This is a genomic window from Sporomusa sp. 246TCP1, from assembly GCF_057319775.1.
This window is the reverse complement of record NZ_CM170492.1, coordinates 1,041,861-1,060,895: the sequence shown is the minus strand read 5'-3', so window position 1 is coordinate 1,060,895 and position 19,035 is coordinate 1,041,861. Positions and strand designations below refer to the sequence as shown.

The 19,035-nt window shown below is 42.2% G+C and carries 22 protein-coding genes; all 22 read right to left on the bottom strand.

From position 1 onward, the window contains the following. Positions 1 to 13 precede the first annotated feature (13 nt). Positions 14 to 535, bottom strand: coding sequence for a ribosome maturation factor RimM (gene rimM / locus AC1ECB_RS05240; RefSeq protein WP_485667746.1), 522 nt, complete (start codon positions 533 to 535; stop codon positions 14 to 16). Then, positions 519 to 935 (bottom strand): YlqD family protein, encoded by a 417-nt coding sequence (locus tag AC1ECB_RS05235; RefSeq protein ID WP_021167525.1) that lies wholly within the window; start codon positions 933 to 935, stop codon positions 519 to 521. The genes rimM and AC1ECB_RS05235 overlap by 17 nt, the downstream gene beginning before the upstream one ends. A gap of 37 nt (positions 936 to 972) precedes the next feature. Further along, a complete protein-coding gene (locus AC1ECB_RS05230) occupies positions 973 to 1,200 on the bottom strand; it encodes a KH domain-containing protein (protein ID WP_021167524.1) in 228 nt (75 codons plus the stop codon). A 20-nt stretch (positions 1,201 to 1,220) separates the two neighbouring features. Further along, positions 1,221 to 1,502: a 30S ribosomal protein S16 gene (gene rpsP / locus AC1ECB_RS05225; protein WP_021167523.1), complete on the bottom strand. Its 282-nt coding sequence runs from the start codon at positions 1,500 to 1,502 to the stop codon at positions 1,221 to 1,223. Positions 1,503 to 1,547: 45 nt separating this feature from the next. Beyond that, positions 1,548 to 2,888 (bottom strand): signal recognition particle protein, encoded by a 1,341-nt coding sequence (gene ffh, locus AC1ECB_RS05220; RefSeq protein ID WP_485667745.1) that lies wholly within the window; start codon positions 2,886 to 2,888, stop codon positions 1,548 to 1,550. A gap of 7 nt (positions 2,889 to 2,895) precedes the next feature. Then, on the bottom strand, positions 2,896 to 3,264 hold the full coding sequence (gene ylxM, locus AC1ECB_RS05215) for a YlxM family DNA-binding protein (RefSeq protein WP_485667744.1): 369 nt from the start codon (positions 3,262 to 3,264) through the stop codon (positions 2,896 to 2,898). An 80-nt stretch (positions 3,265 to 3,344) separates the two neighbouring features. Next, positions 3,345 to 4,262 (bottom strand): signal recognition particle-docking protein FtsY, encoded by a 918-nt coding sequence (gene ftsY, locus AC1ECB_RS05210; protein ID WP_485667743.1) that lies wholly within the window; start codon positions 4,260 to 4,262, stop codon positions 3,345 to 3,347. A gap of 29 nt (positions 4,263 to 4,291) precedes the next feature. Next, positions 4,292 to 7,849 (bottom strand): chromosome segregation protein SMC, encoded by a 3,558-nt coding sequence (gene smc / locus AC1ECB_RS05205; RefSeq protein WP_485667742.1) that lies wholly within the window; start codon positions 7,847 to 7,849, stop codon positions 4,292 to 4,294. Positions 7,850 to 7,974: 125 nt separating this feature from the next. Next, positions 7,975 to 8,235: a stage V sporulation protein S gene (locus AC1ECB_RS05200; RefSeq protein ID WP_021167518.1), complete on the bottom strand. Its 261-nt coding sequence runs from the start codon at positions 8,233 to 8,235 to the stop codon at positions 7,975 to 7,977. Positions 8,236 to 8,321: 86 nt separating this feature from the next. After that, positions 8,322 to 9,380 carry an elongator complex protein 3 gene (locus AC1ECB_RS05195; protein ID WP_485667741.1) on the bottom strand — a complete coding sequence of 353 codons (1,059 nt, stop codon included), beginning with the start codon at positions 9,378 to 9,380 and terminating at the stop codon, positions 8,322 to 8,324. 49 nt (positions 9,381 to 9,429) lie between these two features. Further along, complete coding sequence (rnc, locus tag AC1ECB_RS05190; protein ID WP_021167516.1) at positions 9,430 to 10,164, bottom strand: ribonuclease III; 735 nt, start codon at positions 10,162 to 10,164, stop codon at positions 9,430 to 9,432. An 8-nt stretch (positions 10,165 to 10,172) separates the two neighbouring features. Continuing rightward, entirely contained in the window at positions 10,173 to 11,414 is a 1,242-nt protein-coding gene (gene fabF / locus AC1ECB_RS05185; RefSeq protein WP_485667740.1) for a beta-ketoacyl-ACP synthase II, read from the bottom strand. Between the two features lie 13 nt (positions 11,415 to 11,427). Further along, entirely contained in the window at positions 11,428 to 12,375 is a 948-nt protein-coding gene (locus AC1ECB_RS05180) for an NAD(P)H-dependent flavin oxidoreductase (protein WP_485667739.1), read from the bottom strand. A gap of 142 nt (positions 12,376 to 12,517) precedes the next feature. After that, positions 12,518 to 12,754, bottom strand: a complete 237-nt coding sequence (locus AC1ECB_RS05175; protein WP_021167513.1) for an acyl carrier protein — start codon at positions 12,752 to 12,754, stop codon at positions 12,518 to 12,520. Between the two features lie 54 nt (positions 12,755 to 12,808). Beyond that, positions 12,809 to 13,552, bottom strand: coding sequence for a 3-oxoacyl-[acyl-carrier-protein] reductase (gene fabG, locus AC1ECB_RS05170; protein ID WP_485667738.1), 744 nt, complete (start codon positions 13,550 to 13,552; stop codon positions 12,809 to 12,811). Position 13,553: 1 nt separating this feature from the next. Next, complete coding sequence (fabD, locus tag AC1ECB_RS05165) at positions 13,554 to 14,498, bottom strand: ACP S-malonyltransferase (RefSeq protein ID WP_485667737.1); 945 nt, start codon at positions 14,496 to 14,498, stop codon at positions 13,554 to 13,556. Between the two features lie 24 nt (positions 14,499 to 14,522). Continuing rightward, the gene (gene fabK / locus AC1ECB_RS05160; protein ID WP_485667736.1) at positions 14,523 to 15,464 is read right to left on the bottom strand and encodes an enoyl-[acyl-carrier-protein] reductase FabK; all 942 of its coding nucleotides are present in this window, start codon (positions 15,462 to 15,464) and stop codon (positions 14,523 to 14,525) included. Beyond that, positions 15,458 to 16,471 carry a beta-ketoacyl-ACP synthase III gene (locus tag AC1ECB_RS05155; protein WP_485667735.1) on the bottom strand — a complete coding sequence of 338 codons (1,014 nt, stop codon included), beginning with the start codon at positions 16,469 to 16,471 and terminating at the stop codon, positions 15,458 to 15,460. The genes fabK and AC1ECB_RS05155 overlap by 7 nt, the downstream gene beginning before the upstream one ends. Then, a complete protein-coding gene (plsX, locus tag AC1ECB_RS05150; protein ID WP_485667734.1) occupies positions 16,464 to 17,489 on the bottom strand; it encodes a phosphate acyltransferase PlsX in 1,026 nt (341 codons plus the stop codon). The genes AC1ECB_RS05155 and plsX overlap by 8 nt, the downstream gene beginning before the upstream one ends. Before the next feature lie 52 nt (positions 17,490 to 17,541). Further along, complete coding sequence (fapR, locus tag AC1ECB_RS05145; RefSeq protein ID WP_485667733.1) at positions 17,542 to 18,111, bottom strand: transcription factor FapR; 570 nt, start codon at positions 18,109 to 18,111, stop codon at positions 17,542 to 17,544. Between the two features lie 136 nt (positions 18,112 to 18,247). Continuing rightward, complete coding sequence (gene rpmF, locus AC1ECB_RS05140) at positions 18,248 to 18,424, bottom strand: 50S ribosomal protein L32 (RefSeq protein ID WP_021167506.1); 177 nt, start codon at positions 18,422 to 18,424, stop codon at positions 18,248 to 18,250. A gap of 41 nt (positions 18,425 to 18,465) precedes the next feature. Beyond that, on the bottom strand, positions 18,466 to 18,984 hold the full coding sequence (locus AC1ECB_RS05135) for a YceD family protein (protein WP_485667732.1): 519 nt from the start codon (positions 18,982 to 18,984) through the stop codon (positions 18,466 to 18,468). Positions 18,985 to 19,035 lie beyond the last annotated feature (51 nt).

Genomic DNA, 19,035 nt, shown 5'->3' with positions numbered 1-19,035 from the left:
AACTATCCTCTGTTTATTCCATTTCTTCCTGCAGTTTAACTATCATTTGCTTACCTAAAATATCAATTTTCTTAATAACTTCTTTAATGGCAGGGATTAACAATTCACTCTTGTCTTGTTGCTTAACAACATAAACATCGTTGCTGCCTGGTTGCAGTACATCAGTTATTGTTCCCAGTAAATTGCCTTCTTCAGTAAATACATTGAGCCCAATAATATCAAAAATAAAATAGCGGCCTTCAGGCAGTTTGACGGCATCTTCACGCCTAATTTTAATCAATTTGCCACGTAAGTGCTCAATATCATTGATAGAATCAAGCCTCAAAAATTTGAGTAAAATAAACTTTTTGTGTTGTCTGGCCGACTCTAATGTAAGCTCACCAACATCATCAACAAACACCTTAGTAAGATCATAAAATCGGTCGGGAAAATCGGTCAGCGGTACTATACGAACGTCACCCCGCACACCGTGCGGGGCAACAATTTTACCGATGGTAATCAACTCGGCTTTAGGCATATTAGCTGCGAAAGGCAATGACTTTGCCATCTTCAAGCAAAATTTCAGTTGCCATCAGTTTATGAAGATCATCGCCAATGTTTATAGTAACGACTCTATCCATAGTACCCTGAACAATTTCCGCACCGATTTCCAGTTGGGCTGTGTCTTTCAACTTATCCAACATATGGTTTTTAAATTCAAGGCGTTTTTGCCGCTCAGCATCAATCTGCTGACGAAGACCAACAAGACCTTGAGCATCTTGCTTTGCCTGTTCACTCATCATACGTTTAGCATGAAAATCAATTTGCTGAAGTTCCAGATCCGCCTTTTTAATGGCTTCCTGAATTTCAGCTGCCACTTGTGCTTTAAGATCTTCGGTTACTTTTGCTTTAATGGTCACCGGACACTTAATTGTCAAGTTCTCGATATTAGCCATTTGCTCCACCCCTTCGGTCATCAGATTAACAGTTTACTTATAGTATTTCTACCATTACTCGTTTGTTTTCCCGGGTGGCAGCAGCTTTAACTACAGTGCGAATAGCTTTGGCGATACGTCCCTGCTTACCAATTATCTTTCCCATATCTTCAGGGGCGACATGCAGTTCATAGACTGTACCCGCATTATCATTTGTCTCGTTAACATTGACTTGTTCCGGGTTTTTCACTAATGCCTTGGCGATAACTTCGACTAATTCTTTCATGTAGTTATCACGCCTCGTTTCTATGCTTCTTTCTTAGAGCGCTTTACTTCATCCCATTTTTTCAGGATGCCGGTTTGGCTGAATAGATTTTTAACAGTATCAGTAGGTTGAGCACCTTTTTGGAGCCATGCGATGGCTTTTTCCTCGTCAATCTTGATTACTGCTGGTTCAGTAGTCGAGTCGTAATGCCCCAGATTTTCAATAAACCTTCCATCCCGCGGCGAACGAGAGTCAGACACTACTACACGATAGAAAGGACGTTTTTTTGCGCCCATACGCTTTAAACGAATTTTAACTGCCATTATAAGTCACCTCCTTTACAGAATATCTAACTATTTTGAGAAAAATCATTGCATAAAGGGAAGTTTAAAACTTGGCTTTTTGCCACTTTTTTGCATATCTTTCAACCGTTTCATCATCTTTTTAGCCTCAACAAACTGCTTTAACAGGCGATTGACATCCTGAACCCTTGTGCCACTGCCGATAGCAATGCGCTTGCGACGACTGCCATTAATAATAGCTGGGTCACGACGTTCCTTAGTCGTCATAGAGTGAATGATGGCGATGATATGCTTGACTTCTTTATTATCGATATCCAATCCCTGCAGCCCTTTGAGCTTACCCATGCCAGGCAACATACCCAGGATTTGATCAAGTGGCCCCAATTTGCGGACTTGTTCTATTTGCTCCAAGAAATCATCTAAGGTAAATTCTTCTTTACGAAGCTTCTTTTGCATTTCTTGTGCTTTTTCTAAGTTAATGGTTGATTCAGCCTTTTCAATAAGGCTGAGAACATCGCCCATACCCAAAATTCGTGAAGCCATACGATCAGGATGAAATTGTTCCAACGCATCCAGCTTCTCGCCCATACCAGCGAATTTGATTGGCTGACCGGTAACGGCCTTGATCGAGAGAGCAGCACCACCACGGGCATCACCATCAAGCTTAGTCAGGATAATACCATCAATACCCAGGTCATTGTTGAAGGACTCAGCAACATTAACTGCGTCTTGACCAGTCATAGCGTCAACTACCAGCAGTATTTCGTGAGGCTTAACTGTTTGCTTAATGGATTTGAGTTCACCCATGAGTTCTTCATTAATATGCAGACGGCCTGCCGTATCAATAATCACGATATCACGAGCCATCATCAATGCCTGATTAACAGCTTTCTTGGCAATGTTGACCGGATTATCCTGCCCCATAGTAAATACGGGAATTTCAAGTTGTTCGCCTAATACTTCCAGCTGCTTTATGGCGGCCGGACGATAGACGTCAGCCGCTACCATAAGCGGTCGTTTTCCCTGACGTTTTAGAAGATTTGCCAGCTTTCCGGCGGTTGTCGTCTTGCCTGCCCCTTGCAAACCAACCAACATAATAACTGTCGGCGGCCGTGATGCAATAGCAATACGACTTTGGGTCCCCCCCATTAAATTAGTTAATTCTTCATTTACAATCTTTACCACATGTTGAGCAGGTGTCAGGCTTTCCAGCACTTCCTGGCCAATAGCCCGCTCTTTAATTTTAGCAACTAAATCTTTTACTACTTTAAAGTTCACATCAGCCTCTAAGAGGGCCATCCGCACCTCTTTAAGTGCCTCTACAACATCACTTTCAGATAATTTTCCCTTACCGCGCAGCTTCTTAAATGTCTGCTGAAGTTTGTCAGCCAAACTTTCAAAGACCATATATATGTCACACCTCCCGGGTGTCTTCTAGCAACGAATTTAACGTAATTATTGCTTGATTTAATTCAGGTAATATCTTCACAGAATGTGGTAATTGCTCTAAACTACCAACAACCTCAACTAGTAGTTTTCGTTCTTGCCTGTAACGAGCAGCCAAACCTAGCTTTTGTTCATATTCTTCCAAGGTTTGTTCCGCTCGCCTTAAGATATCATGTACTGCTTGCCTTGATACACTGAATTCTGCAGCGATTTCTGCCAACGATAAATCCTGTAGATAATGCATATTAAGACAGTCACGCTGTTTTTCCGTTAAAAGTGCATTGTAAAAATCGTACAACTGTCCCACTCGCAAAACTTTATTTAACATGTGGTCCATACATTCACCTGCTTACCTGGCAAGTAAAAATCCTTTACATTGCAGATTATATCAAAAACAAAAAGTTGTGTCAAGTAAAATTACTTGTCAGAAAATAAAGCAGCAGCAAATTCAGCAGCAGCAAATGGTCGGAGGTCATTGACCCCTTCACCCACTCCTATCCATTTGACGGGCAGACTAAGTTCATTATTAATGGCAATTACTACCCCACCCTTAGCAGTACCATCTAATTTAGTTAGTACTACACCAGTAAGGGCAACCGAGTCACCGAATAGTTTTGCCTGACTAATTGCATTCTGACCGGTAGTAGCATCTAGCACAAGTAGGGTTTCGTGTGGTGCCGCCGGTATCTCTTTTGCTATTACTCTATTGATTTTCTTCAATTCTTCCATCAAATTTGCTTTGGTATGCAAACGTCCGGCAGTATCAATCATTACAATATCTACTTTCCGGGCTTTGGCAGCCTGAACAGCATCAAAAGCCACTGCTGCCGGGTCTGATCCTTCGGCATGCTTAATAATTTCCGTACCGGCCCGTTGTCCCCATATTTCGAGTTGATCAATTGCCGCTGCCCTAAAGGTGTCTGCGGCAGCAATAAGTACCTTTTTCCCGGATTCATGATAATAGTTGGCTAACTTACCAATAGTTGTTGTTTTGCCAACTCCATTTACGCCAACAATCAGTATAACAGTCGGTGGATCATTTTCTATTGGTTCTGCGTGGTGTTTGCAAAGCAACATAGTATTAATTTTATCTTGTAAAAATGGTTTTAAATCATCAGGAGAATTAATCTGTTTATTTCTAATTCCATTACGAATTTCTGTCATTAATTTGGTGGTGGTTGACACCCCGACATCTGCAGAAAGTAAAACTGCTTCCAAATCATCCAGTAATTCGTCTTCAATGGTAGCATAACCGATAACTAATTGTTCTATTTTTTCCGTAAAACTTTTTCTCGTCTTTTCTAATCCAGCTTTCAATTTATCAAAAAACCCCATTGTCATTTCCCCCAAACTAATAGTATATTTTATCCTGCTTTTTCAATAAATTTCACCGAAACTAATCGGGATATTCCAGATTCCTCCATGGTTACACCATGTAATACACTCGCCGCTTCCATAGTACCCTTGCGATGGGTAACAACAATAAACTGTGTACTTTGAGCATAGTCTTGCAAAAATTCGCTGAACCGCTCTACATTGGCCTCATCAAGTGCTGCGTCAATTTCATCAACTACACAAAACGGGGCTGGGCGAACCGTTAAAATAGCAAATAGAAGCGCTATTACAGTAAGCGAGCGCTCGCCACCTGATAAAAGTGCCAAGTTTTGCAACTTCTTTCCTGGCGGCTGCACAATAATATCGATTCCTGTACTAAGAATATTGCCTGGCTCAATAAGCACAAGTTCTGCTCGTCCGCCACCAAATAGCCTAACAAATACATCACCGAAAGATAGGTTAATGGCCTTAAATGCCTTATTAAACTGCTTTGACATAGTTGTATCAATATCGCTAATTATCGATGTCAGATACTCTTTAGCTCGCAGTAAATCACCTGTCTGTTCATGTAAAAAAGAATATCGTTCTTGTATCTTATTGTATTCATCAATAGCTGCCGGATTAACAAAACCAAGAGCCGCAATCTGACTTTCCAAATAAGTTATTGCCTTAAGCAGTCCATCGATACTGTCTGTTCTCTTTAATGCACGAGCCTCCTCAATAGTCAAAGCAAGCTGTCCGGCAAGTTGCTCACGGCAATTCTCTGCTTCATAACCATATTTGGCGATAAGCAGCTCTATTTCATGAAGCCGTGCCTGAAGCTCATTACTCTGACGGCGTAAATCTTTAGTTTCTTTATCTAATTTTTGCATACCTGACAATAGCTCTAGCTTGGCAGCATACTGTGCCTGACGAGTATCAGTTAATTGACATTTATCACGCTGCAGCTTTTCCTTGCATTCTGCCAATGAGGCAAGCTCGGTTTGCGCCTGGCCAGCCTCAGCTTGAATTTGTTTTTTCTCATTTTGGAGACGAGACAATTGCGTAGCCATCGACACTAGAGTTTCTTTAACCTGCTGACAGGCTGAATCAGTAACTGCTATCTCTTGGGTAGCTGCACTCAGTTTACTCCTGGCATCAGTTAACTCTGCATTCAATACCTGCTGTTCATATTTCATCGACTTAACTTGGTTTTGCCAATCAACAACCTGAGACTTATGACTAATTTCCTGGTTTTCCAAGCGAACAAGAGCTGACTTACTTTGCGTAATTTTATCCTGAAACGCAGCAGCCTGTTGCTGACACTCGGCTATCTCGCTGCTAATTGTTTTAAGTGCCAACTCACATTTTTGGGCATCAACTTGATTTCTATCAATATGAATTGCAAGTTCGGTTTGACGAAGTTCTATTTCTTTTAGTCTAACTTCAACACAGCCAAGCTTGGAATTAACTTCAGCCATCGCAGTACTACTAACGTTTTTTTCCTGTTGAAAATTTATCCGTTTTTCGCTTAATCTTTCTAAGCTGTGTTTAAGTGTATCTATTTCATTGGTTCTGGCAATAAAACTGGCTTCTTTCCTTCCCCTGCTTCCACCCGTCAATGACCCGCCGGGGTTCACCAACTCACCATCCAAAGTTACAATTCTCACTGAAAAGCCACTATTACGGGCAATTTCCAGCGCTGCATTAATGGTTTTGGCAATAATTACCCGTCCCAGCAAAAAGTTAACTACAGGCTTATACCGCTCATCAGTACTAACTACCTCTGCAGCAAAACCTAACGCACCTGGTTGACTAGCCGCTAACAATTCCGAATCTCTGGGTTTAGTGATTCTAATTGTATTTAAAGGTAAAAATGTTGCCCTCCCCAAATTTTGTGATTTTAAAAGCGTAATCGCCTGTTTGGCTGTTTGATCAGTATCGGTAACAATATGCTGTTGAGCGCCGCCTAATGCTACTTCAATCGCATTAACATATTTATCAGGTACAGAGAATAACTGAGCAATCGCACCACAAATACCACTTTTCCAAGAATACTGGCTCTTTAGTATACCCTTAATGGCCCGGCCAAACCCTTCTAGTTCATACTGCATACTTGTTAAAACAGTTAACCGGGATGACTGCTCCTGGATGATACCGGCAATTTCGCGCTCCTTCTCGCTTATAGTAGCAAGCTGGTTTTCCAACTGAGTTGCATCCTTACGCAACAGCACAGTCTGTCCTTGCAGTTCTTTTTGCTCTGTCGCCAAATATTCAGCCTCATTATGCAGTTGACTTTCCTTAGTACTAAATTCAGCCTGTTGCTTTAAATAAACATGATATTCTTTAGCAAGAATATCCTGTTTTCCCATTAACGCGACCGCATCACGTTCAAACATGCGTAGCGAATTGCGCGCATTTACTACCTGCTGTAAATGATCGAAGGTCTGCTCCTGTCCAGCCTCTAATTGACTTTCCATTTGCTTAATACTGGTAAGCAGCTCATCATTACGAATATCCTTCTCAGCTACCCATCCCTGGATTATTAGGACTTGTTGCTGTTTGACATCTAGGTCGCTTTGCAAATCAACAAGCTTCGAGCCTGCCGCCACATATTCGTTTGTTATTCGGTCAACTTCACCACTAATTCTTGCTTCCGCCTTATGAGCCTGCTCAATTCGTTCTGTTAGTATTCCACTTCGACTGTCTATACGCTCACTTTCGGTGGCCATTGCCGTTATTGCCTGGTCACTATAGATAAGTCTCTCTTCCGCTTGAGCAATTTGCAATGTCAATGACTCTTTTCTATTATCGGCTGAGGTTAACTGGGTAGTAATGGCAATACGCTGATCGGTCAAATGGGTCTGCTCAAGATCAGCACTTTCGACCAACTTGTCGGCTTTTTCTAACCGTTCCAAAAGCACAGTCGCCTGACAGGCTATTAGTTCTGCACGTAATTTATTAAAAGTAACCGTCCTGGCGGCGCTTTCTTTTAAAGGTTCAAGCTGGGTTTCCAGTTCCGCAATAATATCTTGTACCCTGGTAAGGTTTTGTTCCGCATCCTCGAGTTTACGTAATGCATCCCGTTTACGTTGCTTATACTTAGTTATTCCTGCAGCCTCTTCAAATAACAACCGTCGCTCCTCTGGCTTACTACTCAATATTTCATCCACTTTATTCTGACCAATTACCGTCATTGACTCGCGGCCTAACCCTGTATCGGCCAGCATTTCATGGATATCCTTTAATCTGCAGGCAGTCTTATTAATATAATATTCGCTATCTCCTGATCTAAATACTCGTCTGGTAATGATAACTTCATTAAACGCCAGCGGTAGTTGCCCATCACTATTATCAAAAACCAAGGACACCTCGGCTACTCCTAATGGCCTGCGTTTAGTACTACCGGCAAAGATAACATCTTCCATTTTTGTGCCCCGCAAAGTACGCAAACTCTGCTCACCGAGCGCCCAACGAATAGCATCAGAAATATTGCTTTTTCCACTGCCGTTCGGGCCTACGATGGCTGTAATTCCTCGCCCAAATTCTAATTCAATTTTCTCGGCAAACGATTTGAAACCATAGGCCTCAAGTCTGCGCAATAGCACAATAATCACCCTTACCTGTAATTTAGATCAATCAAAATTTTACCACGGGCAGTAAGGTAATACAAGTGATATAAAAAAGCCTGCTGCATATGCAAACAGGCTTCTTCACATTAAATTCCCTCTAGTTACCGGGGCTCAACAATAAATTTAATTGCGGTACGCTCTTCCCCGTCAATCGAAATTTCCGCAAAAGCGGGTATGGCGACCAAATCAATGCCATTGGGAGCGACAAAACCACGTGAAATCGCAATAGCCTTAATAGCCTGATTAACCGCCCCTGCACCTACTGCCTGCACTTCTGCGGTTCCTTTTTCCCGCAAAACTGCTGCCAGAGCGCCTGCTACGGATTTGGGATTTGATTGTGAAGATACTTTAAGAACTTCCATTTTTCGCTCTCCTCCTTTGAATTCCAGGGCCTATACTATAAAGGTATTCTGCACATTTCCTAAAAATTCCTTCTTTTACATGATTTTTAAATACATTTTATCAAATTTTTATTAAAGAGAACTACCCGGCCATGATGTTCAAGCAACAAGCAGCCTTTTTTTACAGAAGAATCTGCATAGAGAGTAGCTTTTGTTATGTTATAAGCAGCCATAAGCTTATTAATATTATTATTGTATTGCCCTCTCACTTTAGAACAATCCTGTGGATGATGACGAATAATTAACTCATCTTCTGAAGCTCTCCATTTTTGTTCCATAAATCCGGCTACCATTAAATAAAAGATATACGAATCTACCAGTTCGCCAAAAGCAGGATGATACGGGCCGGAAATAACATTTGTTTTGTTATCAAGTTCCACTGAAGCCTGCAGTCCTGTACGAATAACCTCGATACCTTGCTGTTCAAATACCAACTTCATATAAGCCGAGCGCGCCACTGCCTGTTGCAAAGACAACGGTTGATAACGCCCTTGACTATATAATCCGGCAAGCACAGTATCAGCAATAACTATGACCGGATAAATACGAACAAATTCTGGGGATAGTGTACTCACCTGACGCACAGTCTTGATTAGGCTGACCCAATCTTCGCCTGGTAACCCTGGCATAAGCTGCAAGCCACAATGTATTCCTGACTCTTTTAATAATTTTACCGCATTAGTCACTGTTTGACTATCATGCCCGCGTCTTGCACTGGTAAGTACATGATTATCCAGTGATTGAACACCTAATTCAACAATAGTTACTCCACGGCGAATTAAATTGGCAATAATATCTTTATTGATACAATCAGGCCTTGTGGAAAGGCGAATAGCATGAATAGATCCATTTCGCAGTGCCTGACTGGCCGGCGCCAGCAATTCGTTTTGAATATTTTCGGGCAACGCCGTAAAACTGCCACCATAAAAAGCCACTTCAATCCAGCGCTTTTGGTTAATGGTGTTCAACCGTTCACAAATCATTGTACTTACCTGGTTAGCCGTAACCGGTGTTTGACAACCAGTTATTTTTTTCTGATTACAAAAAATGCACTGATGTAAACAACCTAAGTGGGGAATAAACACTGGGATAATATAATGTTTCATAATAACCTCTACTAAAAAGGACGACCAAGCTGGCCGTCCAAATCTATTGTTATTGTGCTAACGTTCCAAGCTTTACTAATGCCTGCTTAGCCGCATGCTGTTCAGCTTCTTTTTTACTTTTACCCCAACCCGAACCCATACGTTCGTTATTAACGAGTACAGCTACTTCAAACGATTTGTCATGATCCGGACCGCGTTCGCTTATCACTTCATACGCAATTTTGCTGTCGTTATTTTTTTGCACTATTTCCTGTAACCAGGTTTTATAATCTTTTAAGTAATCACCACGTTCAACCAAAAATAATTCTGACTTAAGTTGATTTAACACATATTTAGCAGCACTTCTAAAGCCGCCGTCAAGATATACAGCACCAATAACAGCTTCAAACGCATCGGCAAGAATTGATATCCGTTCCCGGCCACCTGACAAAGCTTCCCCTTTACCTAAGAGAAGGTACTCTCCTAAGCCTAATTCCAATGCCCGTTTGGCCAATGTATGTTCACATACAACTTGAGCCCTGGCCTTGGTAAGTTCGCCTTCTGGTAATTGTGGACACTGGCTAAATAAATAGGAGCTAATAATTAAATCTAACACAGCATCGCCTAAAAATTCCAAACGTTCATTATGCCTAATAGTAGCACCTTTGGTTTCATTGGCATAAGAGGTATGGATAAGGGCTTGGTGCAATAATTTGTAATCGCTGAACACAAATTCTAGCGTTTGGCACAACTCGGATAATGCCTGTAGGCGGTTAGCATCCAGCATTCCTTTAGCGTGTTTCATAAAAGCGTTTACGCCTGGTATTTTTTCACCAGGATAGTTGCATTATGGCCGCCGAATCCAAATGAGTTTGAAAGCGCCACATTAACAACTTGCTCCTGTGCTTTATTAGGTACATAATCCAAGTCCAATTCAGGATCCGGATTCTCCAAGTTAATCGTTGGTGGAATAACACCATTTACAATGGCAAGTACTATTGCAATTGCTTCAATACCGCCAGATGCCCCTAAAAGATGCCCTGTCATCGATTTTGTTGAGCTAACCTTAAGTTGTTTGGCATGCTCGCCAAACAATGATTTTATTGCCAATGTCTCATTTTTGTCGTTTAGAGGAGTCGATGTTCCGTGAGCATTAATATAGTCCACTGCGCTGGGCTCAATTCCAGCATCTTTAAGTGCCATAGCCATACACTTAGCTGCTTGAACACCCTCGGGAGCCGGAGCAGTAATATGGTAAGCATCCGCATTTGAACCATAACCGATAATCTCAGCATAAATTCTAGCCCCACGTGCTACAGCATGGTCAAGTGCTTCCATAACAATTATACCCGCACCTTCCCCCATAACAAATCCGTTACGGTCAGCATCAAAAGGGCGAGAAGCCTTTTCGGGCTCATCATTATGAGTAGACATAGCTTTCATTGCACAGAACCCGGCTACAGCTGTTGGTGATATGGCCGCTTCAGTTCCGCCGGCAACCATAACATCTGCATCACCACGTTGGATAATTTTAAAAGCATCACCAATAGCATTGGTTCCTGTTGCACAGGCAGTAACTACACAACTGCAAGGGCCCTCTAAGCCAAAAGTAATTGATGTTTGGCCGGCAGGCATGTTGGCAATCATCATCGGTACAAAAAATGGGCTAATTCGTCCAGGACCTTTATCAAATAAAGTTTTAAATTGGTCATGCAGCGTATCCATGCCGCCAATACCAGTACCGATCAAAGTACCCATACGACTCCGGTCTTCTTGTTCAAAGTCAATACCAGCATCCTCAAACGCCATTTTTGCAGCTGAAACAGCAAATTGAGTGCATCGATCCATCCGTTTAGCTTCTTTTTTCTCAATATACGGAGTAGGATCAAAATCTTTTACTTCGCCCGCAATCTGCGTAGTATATTCACTAGGATCAAAACGGGTAATACGACCAATACCTGATTTTCCAGCAATCAAAGACTGCCAAAAGGCAGCTGTTCCAATACCTACAGGTGTAACGGCTCCCATGCCTGTAATTACAACTCGGTTCTTCAAAAAGGTCACCTCACTAGTTTATTTCTTCAACTTCTTTAAGAAGTCTTGCGAAAATTTCTTTAACAGGTAGTATTTTATCTATTTTATGAATATACTCGCCGGTGAATACCAGCCCGGTATCAACATCACCCTGTTGGGCCCGAATCAGTGCACTGATTATGCAAAAGTTCCTTGCGCAATGTTTTAGACAGGCCCCACAAGTTTCAGGCTCATCAGCTGTACATTCAAGAATTTTCTTAGCAAAAGGATTTTTTATCGCCCGCCCTGGCAATCCTACCGGGCTTTTGATTAATACCACATCTTCCGGTCTAGCTTTTAAATAAAACTCCTTTAACGCTGGAGCGGCATTTGACTCGTCACTAGCAGCAAATCTTGTGCCCATTTGCACACCATCTGCCCCAAGTTTTATTACTTCAGCAATATCCTGGCCAAACATTATTCCACCGGCACCAATAACAGGTATACTCACTGATTTTTTGATATCAGGTAAAATATCTCTTAGCGATTGGTCTGTTCCTAAGTGCCCACCAGCTTCCTTGCCTTCAACAATGATGGCAGCAGCACCTAGTTTTTCCGAAATTTTGGCCCCTTTAACTGTTGATACAATAGGCACGATTGGAGTTCCAGACTTTTTCCCCATAGGAAATACATCGCGAGAAAAACCAGCTCCTGCTACTACCAAATCAATTCCTTCATCAATAGCAGTATTGACATAACGTGCAAATTCCCTTGCTGCCACCATAATATTTATACCGATTATTCCCTTAGTTAAACTGCGTGCCAAACGGATTTCGTAACGCAACTCATCAAAGCCCATGCCAGATGCCGCTATAAGTCCGATCCCACCCTCTTCAGCCACTGCTGCTGCCAAGCGCGCAGTTGATAATCTTATGGCCATACCACCTTGGATAATAGGAATCTTAGCAACATGTTGGCCAATTTTAAGCTCCGGAAGTTTCAAGTAACAACTCCTCCAATCAATAACCATACCCTTAGCTACATCCTGCCATTACCTTTAAGAAAGTCCCGCGAAAAAAGTTTCCACGGGACTTTCTTCATTGTCGTAAGGTAATGTCATTAATTATGACACCAGCAAAGCAGTGTTACGCTTGTTTTTCCTTGTCTATGTACTCCACAGCGTCTTTTACTGTTTTGATTTTTTCAGCTATTTCATCCGGAATTTCGATACTGAATTCCTCTTCAAAGGCCATAATCAGTTCAACAATATCCAGTGAATCAGCGCCAAGATCGTCAATGAAAGTAGAATTGATGGCTACATCAGCTTCATCAACGCCAAGTTGCTCAACAACGATTTCTTTAACCTTGTCAAAAGTTGTCATGATGGTGTTCACCTCCTTCCAAGGCATGTAATCTTAATTTTTTAAAGTCATATATTACATTACCATACCACCGTCAACATTTAAAGTCTGTCCGGTAATATAATTTGCAGATTCTGTTGCTAAAAATACTACAGCGGCAGCAACATCTTCCGCAGCACCTAAACGATTAAGAGGTATTTTGGCTATCAAATCAGTCTTAACTTGTTCAGCTAAGGTATTGGTCATATCTGTGGCAATAAACCCTGGTGCAATAGCATTAACGGTAATGCCCCGTGATGCCAATTCCTTGGCCATAGATTTAGTAAAACCAATAACCCCGGCTTTGGCAGCGGCATAGTTTGCCTGTCCGGCATTGCCAGTAATCCCAACAACCGACGTCATATTGATTATTCTACCACTTCTTTGCTTCATCATAATCTTAGCTACTGCCTTCGTGCAATAGAATATGCCTTTAAGATTAGTATTTATTACAGCGTCCCAATCTTCGTCCTTCATGCGCATTAACAGTGTATCCCGGGTTATACCCGCGTTATTTACCAAAATGTCAATTTTCCCATAGGCTTCGATTGTTGCTTTTACAAGCGCTTCAGTCGCCCCATTATCTGAAACATCGGCCTGAAATGTAAATGCCCGACCGCCAGCATCAGTAATGGTTTTACAAACCTCTTCAGCAGCCTTGGCGTTACCCGCATAATTGATAACAACCTTTGCGCCAACTTTCGCTAAAGCAATAGCTACTGCCCGGCCAATTCCTCTTGAAGCCCCGGTAACAATTGCCACTTGTCCATCTAAATGCATTTTAGCGAACCTCCTTGAAATAATCAAGCACTTTTTCGCAAGAAGCCACATCTTCAATATTCAAGGCTGCCATTTCTTTTACAATCTTTTTAGTAAAACCGGTAAGAACTTTACCAGGACCAACTTCAACAAAAGTAGTAGCGCCAGAATTCACGATTTGAGCAATACAGTCTTCCCAAAGTACTGGGCTAGCTGCCTGTTTGACTAGCAATTCCCGTAATTCTCCACCTTGAGTTACAATCTGCCCATTAACATTTACAACAACCGGAATTTGAGCATCTTTAATGTCAACTTGAGCAAGCTCGGTTTCCAGTTTCCTGGCTGCCGGTTGCATGAGTGTACTGTGAAAAGGAGCACTTACAGGTAAAGATACTGCCCGTTTAGCGCCGGCAGCTTTTAACAACTCATTCGCTTTTTCAACAGCTTGCGCCGTACCTGCGATAACAATTTGGCCTGGGCAATTAAAGTTTACTGCTTGCACAGCACCGAGTTCGCCTTCCACTTGCTGACAAATCTCAACAACTTTACTGCGTTCAAGTCCCAGGATAGCTGCCATGCTGCCTTCTCCCAGCGGCACTGCTTCTTGCATGAACTGACCGCGTTTTCTTACCAACCTCACAGCATCAGTAAACGCTAACGCCCCTGCAGCCACCAAGGCTGAGTATTCACCTAAGCTATGACCGGCCACAATATCCGGTTTAATACCTTGCTCCTTTAGTACCTCATAGCATGCTACACTAACCGTCAAAATAGCCGGTTGTGTATTATATGTCTTTTTTAGTTCTTCTTCAGGACCATCAAAACACATGTCAGTAATTGAAAAGCCAAGTGCCTCATCGGCTGACTTGAATATGGCCCGAACCGTATCAAATTGTTCATATAGGTCTTTACCCATACCTACAGTCTGAGAACCTTGTCCAGGAAAAACAAAAGCCAGTTTTCCCATTTATTTCCCTCCTTATGTATCTATCTATATTTTCTGTGAAAGTTCAGCCATTACTTCAGGAATGTGCTGAACTATATCCTGCATAATTTCATTTACCGGGCGTATAGTAGTAATCATACCAGCCACCTGCCCAATCATTACTGAACCATAATCCACATCGCCGTCGCGCACAGCTGCTTTGAGCTTTCCGGCACCCAGACGTTCCAATTCTTCTGTTGACGCACCGCACTTTTCTAATTCAGCAAAATCGCGGGTTAACTTATTGGCAATAACTCTAACAGGATGACCTGTTATGGCACCAGTAACTACAGTCGAGCGTTCTTTGCATTTGATAATGGCCGCCTTATAATTGGGGTGAGCTGTACACTCCGTCGTGGCTGCAAATACTGTTCCCAACTGAACACCTTGAGCGCCCAGAGCTAAAGCCGCCACAACGCCGCGCGCATCACCAATACCGCCTGCGGCAATAACCGGCACACTAACGGCATCAACAACAAGTGGCACTAATGCCATTGTTGTTACTTCACCTACATGACCGCCGCTTTCCATGCCTTCAGCAATAATCGCATCAATACCTACCCGTTCTAATCGTTTGGCAAGCGCTACGGAGGCAACAACAGGAATTATCTTTGTTCCAACTGCCTTTAAGGCTGGGATATATTCTCCCGGATTACCTGCCCCAGTAGTAACAACAGCTACGCGTTCCTCAATAACTACCTGCATTACCTCTTTGACAAACGGCGACTTGAGCATAATATTGACGCCAAAAGGCTTGTTTGTCAGCTTTTTGGCCTTGGCAATCTCCGCTCGTAGTGCGTCAGGCGGCATATGTCCCGCACCAATAATTCCCAAACCACCGGCATTAGACACCGCGGCTGCCAATTCAGCTGTAGCTACCCAGGCCATTCCACCCTGCAGGATAGGATATTTTATCTGTAACAGCTGGCAAAGTTTGTTATTTAACAATTAGTATTGGCCTCCTTGCCCCATTTCATAACAGCAGAGGCCCACGTTAACCCAGCGCCAAAACCAACAAGCACAACATTATCACCTTGTTTAATTTTGCCGCTATGCACAGCCTCTTCCAGCGCAATGGGGATAGATGCGGCTGAAGTATTGCCATATTTATCAACATTGACTATTACTTTATCCATCGGCAATTTAAGCCGTTTGGCTGCCGACTGGATAATACGAATATTGGCCTGATGCGGGATTAAACAATCAACATCGGCAGCACTAAGACCAGCAGCTTCCAAAGTCTTATTGGCAGCTTCCCCCATTATTTTAACGGCAAATTTAAATACTTCATTACCACTCATATGAATAAAGTGCATTCTTTGGGAGACAGTTTCATCGGTTGCCGGATTACGTGAACCACCAGCAGGAAGCTGTAACAAATCGCCACCTGCACCATCAGCCCCCAGTTGCGAGGCTAAAATACCATAGCCTGGTGACGTCTCAGCCAGTACGGCCGCGCCAGCGCCATCCCCAAACAAAACACAGGTATTACGATCCGTCCAGTCCAGTATTTTGGAAAGAGTTTCCGCACCAATAACTAATACTTTTTTATATAAACCGGCCTTAATAAATTGACTGCCGGTTACCATTGCATAAACAAATCCGGAACATCCTGCTGCCAAATCAAAAGCAGCAGCGTTAGTAGCCTTAATATTGGCCTGTACCAAACAAGCTGTAGACGGAAAAAACATATCCGGTGTAGCTGAAGCAACAATGATGAGATCAATTTCTTCAGCAGTAACACCAGCATCATCAAGAGCTCTTTGTGCCGCCCGGCTGGCTAGATCTGAGGTCGCGATATCAGAAGCAGCTATCCGCCGCTCACGAATACCAGTTCGATCGACAATCCATTCATCAGAAGTTTCTACAATGCTTTCTAAATCTTTATTTGTTACTATCTTATCCGGTAAATAAGTACCAATACCTATAATACCAACTGCTATATTATCACTCATTAGTCACAACCCCTTCTTTAGCAATGGTTTCGCGAATATGGGCAACAACTTCTTGTTCAGTAAATTCTTTAGCTACTCTAATCGCACTCTTTATATCCTTTGCCCGTGAACTACCATGACAGATAATAAAACCACCGTTAACACCTAATAGCGGCGCACCGCCGTATTCGGCATGATCAAGCTTTTTCTTTAATCCCCGCAAAGTAGGCATTATAAGCATAGCAGCCAATTTTGTCCAAAGGCTGCCGGACTTGATTGATTGTTTAAGCAATTGCAAGATAGCACTGGCTAAGCCTTCACCAAACTTTAAGACAATATTCCCAACAAACCCATCGCAAACCACAACATCGACAGTACCTTTCGGAATGTCCCGTCCTTCAACATTACCAATGAAATTTACACTATTAAGTTGTGTTAATAGCGGATATGTAGTAAAAGCTTGTTCATTCCCTTTGCTTTCTTCTTCACCAATATTTAAAAGACCTACCCTCGGCCTTGGAATGTTAAGTACATACTCAGCATAAATAGAGCCCATAATAGCATTTTGCACCAAATGCTTGGGTTTGCTATCAACATTAGCACCTGAATCTAAAAGAACTGTTGTACCAGTAAGGTTAGGTATCGGTGTCGCAATAGCCGGCCGCTCAATACCTTTTATGCGGCCTAATCCAAATAAGGCAGCCGCCACTGCACCACCGGTACTGCCAGCTGATATTACTACATCACAATGTCCTTGTTTCACTAATCCAGTGGCAACAACTACTGAGGCATCCTTTTTTTTCCTTACAGCGGCACCCGGTGAATCGTGCATATCAATAACTTCGCTGGCATGTTGAACAGTAATATTTCCCTCTTTCCACTTACCATGACGGTCAAGCGCTTGAATAATTTGAGCTTGGTCGCCGACTAAAACAATTTCAATGCCTTCTTGTTCATATTCCTGAGCAGCTTGAAATGCGCCTAGAACAATCTCGTCAGGCCCATAATCTCCACCCATAGCATCAACGGCAACCCTCATTTGGTATCTCCCCTCACACAACCGACAAAATACAAACTATTGATCTTTATTGCTATTTATGCAAATTAGCTTCAAGTGATACCATAATAAATTTGGCACGAAATACTTCCTGTTTATCATTTCTAGTTTTTACCCAAATAAAATATTTATTGCCTCTTTTTTTTATAATTTCAGCTTTTGCTACCAGTTTTTCGCTTTCATGCACTGCAATCTTATATTTGACATTTGCGACCCCAGTAACGGCTATGGGTGCATCTATAATTGCTAGTGCTAACGAATTGGCCTGAGCAAAAACATAATGTCCCCGTGCAACTTTCGTTTTTTCAAATACCATATCAGGTGTTACTGTCATTAGCGATATACCTGATCTGCCTAGTTCAAGATCAATCAATTCACCAACGACATCGGCACTGGAAATAGACTTGAGCTTGTTCCGTGCTTCTTCCGCCATCAGCTTAGTACGCTCCCTAAGTTCGGGTATACCAAGTTCCAGCCTGTCAAGCCGGATAGTTTGCACACTCACATTCAAATGTGCAGCTAATTCCTCATCAGTAAGAAAAGGTGTGTTTATCAGCTTTTCTTGCAAATGCTCCTGACGTATTTTTTTTTGAATTCGCGCCATAACATCACCTAGTTTTATCAACAAGTTTTAATACCATATGCTAGTATTAATTATAGCTAGTTACTACTAATTATGCAAGTAAAAAAGTGAGCAAGATAAAATTGATCGTCTTTTATCTTGCTCACTGCTTATTTTTTTATTCTGCTTGAACCACAACTTTACCATTATAATGACCACATTCAGGACAAACACGGTGAGGCATTTTCTTTTCGTGACATTGGGGGCATTCTACTAATCCAGGAATAGTAAGTTTCCAATTAGCACGACGTTTATCACGGCGGGCTTTGGACATTTTGCGCTTAGGTACTGCCATTTGTTTCCACCTCCTTAACAAAATTGGCTAACCTGCATATCTCAGTCCTTCGACAAGAGTTTTTCTAAAACCGCAAGCCTTGGATCAGTTTTAACTAGGTTGCAGCCGCAGGTATTTACGTTTAGGTTGACTCCGCACTTAGGGCATAAGCCGCGACAAGTCTCGCTGCACACCGGTTTAATGGGCTCGGCCAACAAAAGAGTTTCGCGAACAAGGTCGGTAATATCAATTTCATCGCCTTTAAAATAGTCAATTTCCGAATCTAAAACATCTCTTGATTCTTTGAATTCAACTTCGCGGTATTCTTCACTAAACACAGCAGTAAGTGAGGTAACCATCTCTTCCAGACAACGGCTACAGCATTGCTTTAAGCAAGTATTAATTTCGCCGGTTACCTCAAAAACTATTCCTTTATTGGTAACCAGACCTTCAACTATTACACGCTCTGACAAAATAAGCTGCTCTTTACCAAGACCTAGTTCTTCGGCTGAAGTTCTAAAAGAAAAGGATTGGGTGCTACCAAGCTCTTTTTTGAGTTGAGCTATATTAATTTTCATCATTTTCCACCAACCTTCATCTATTATATCGACACGCCGAATGTTTGTCAAGAA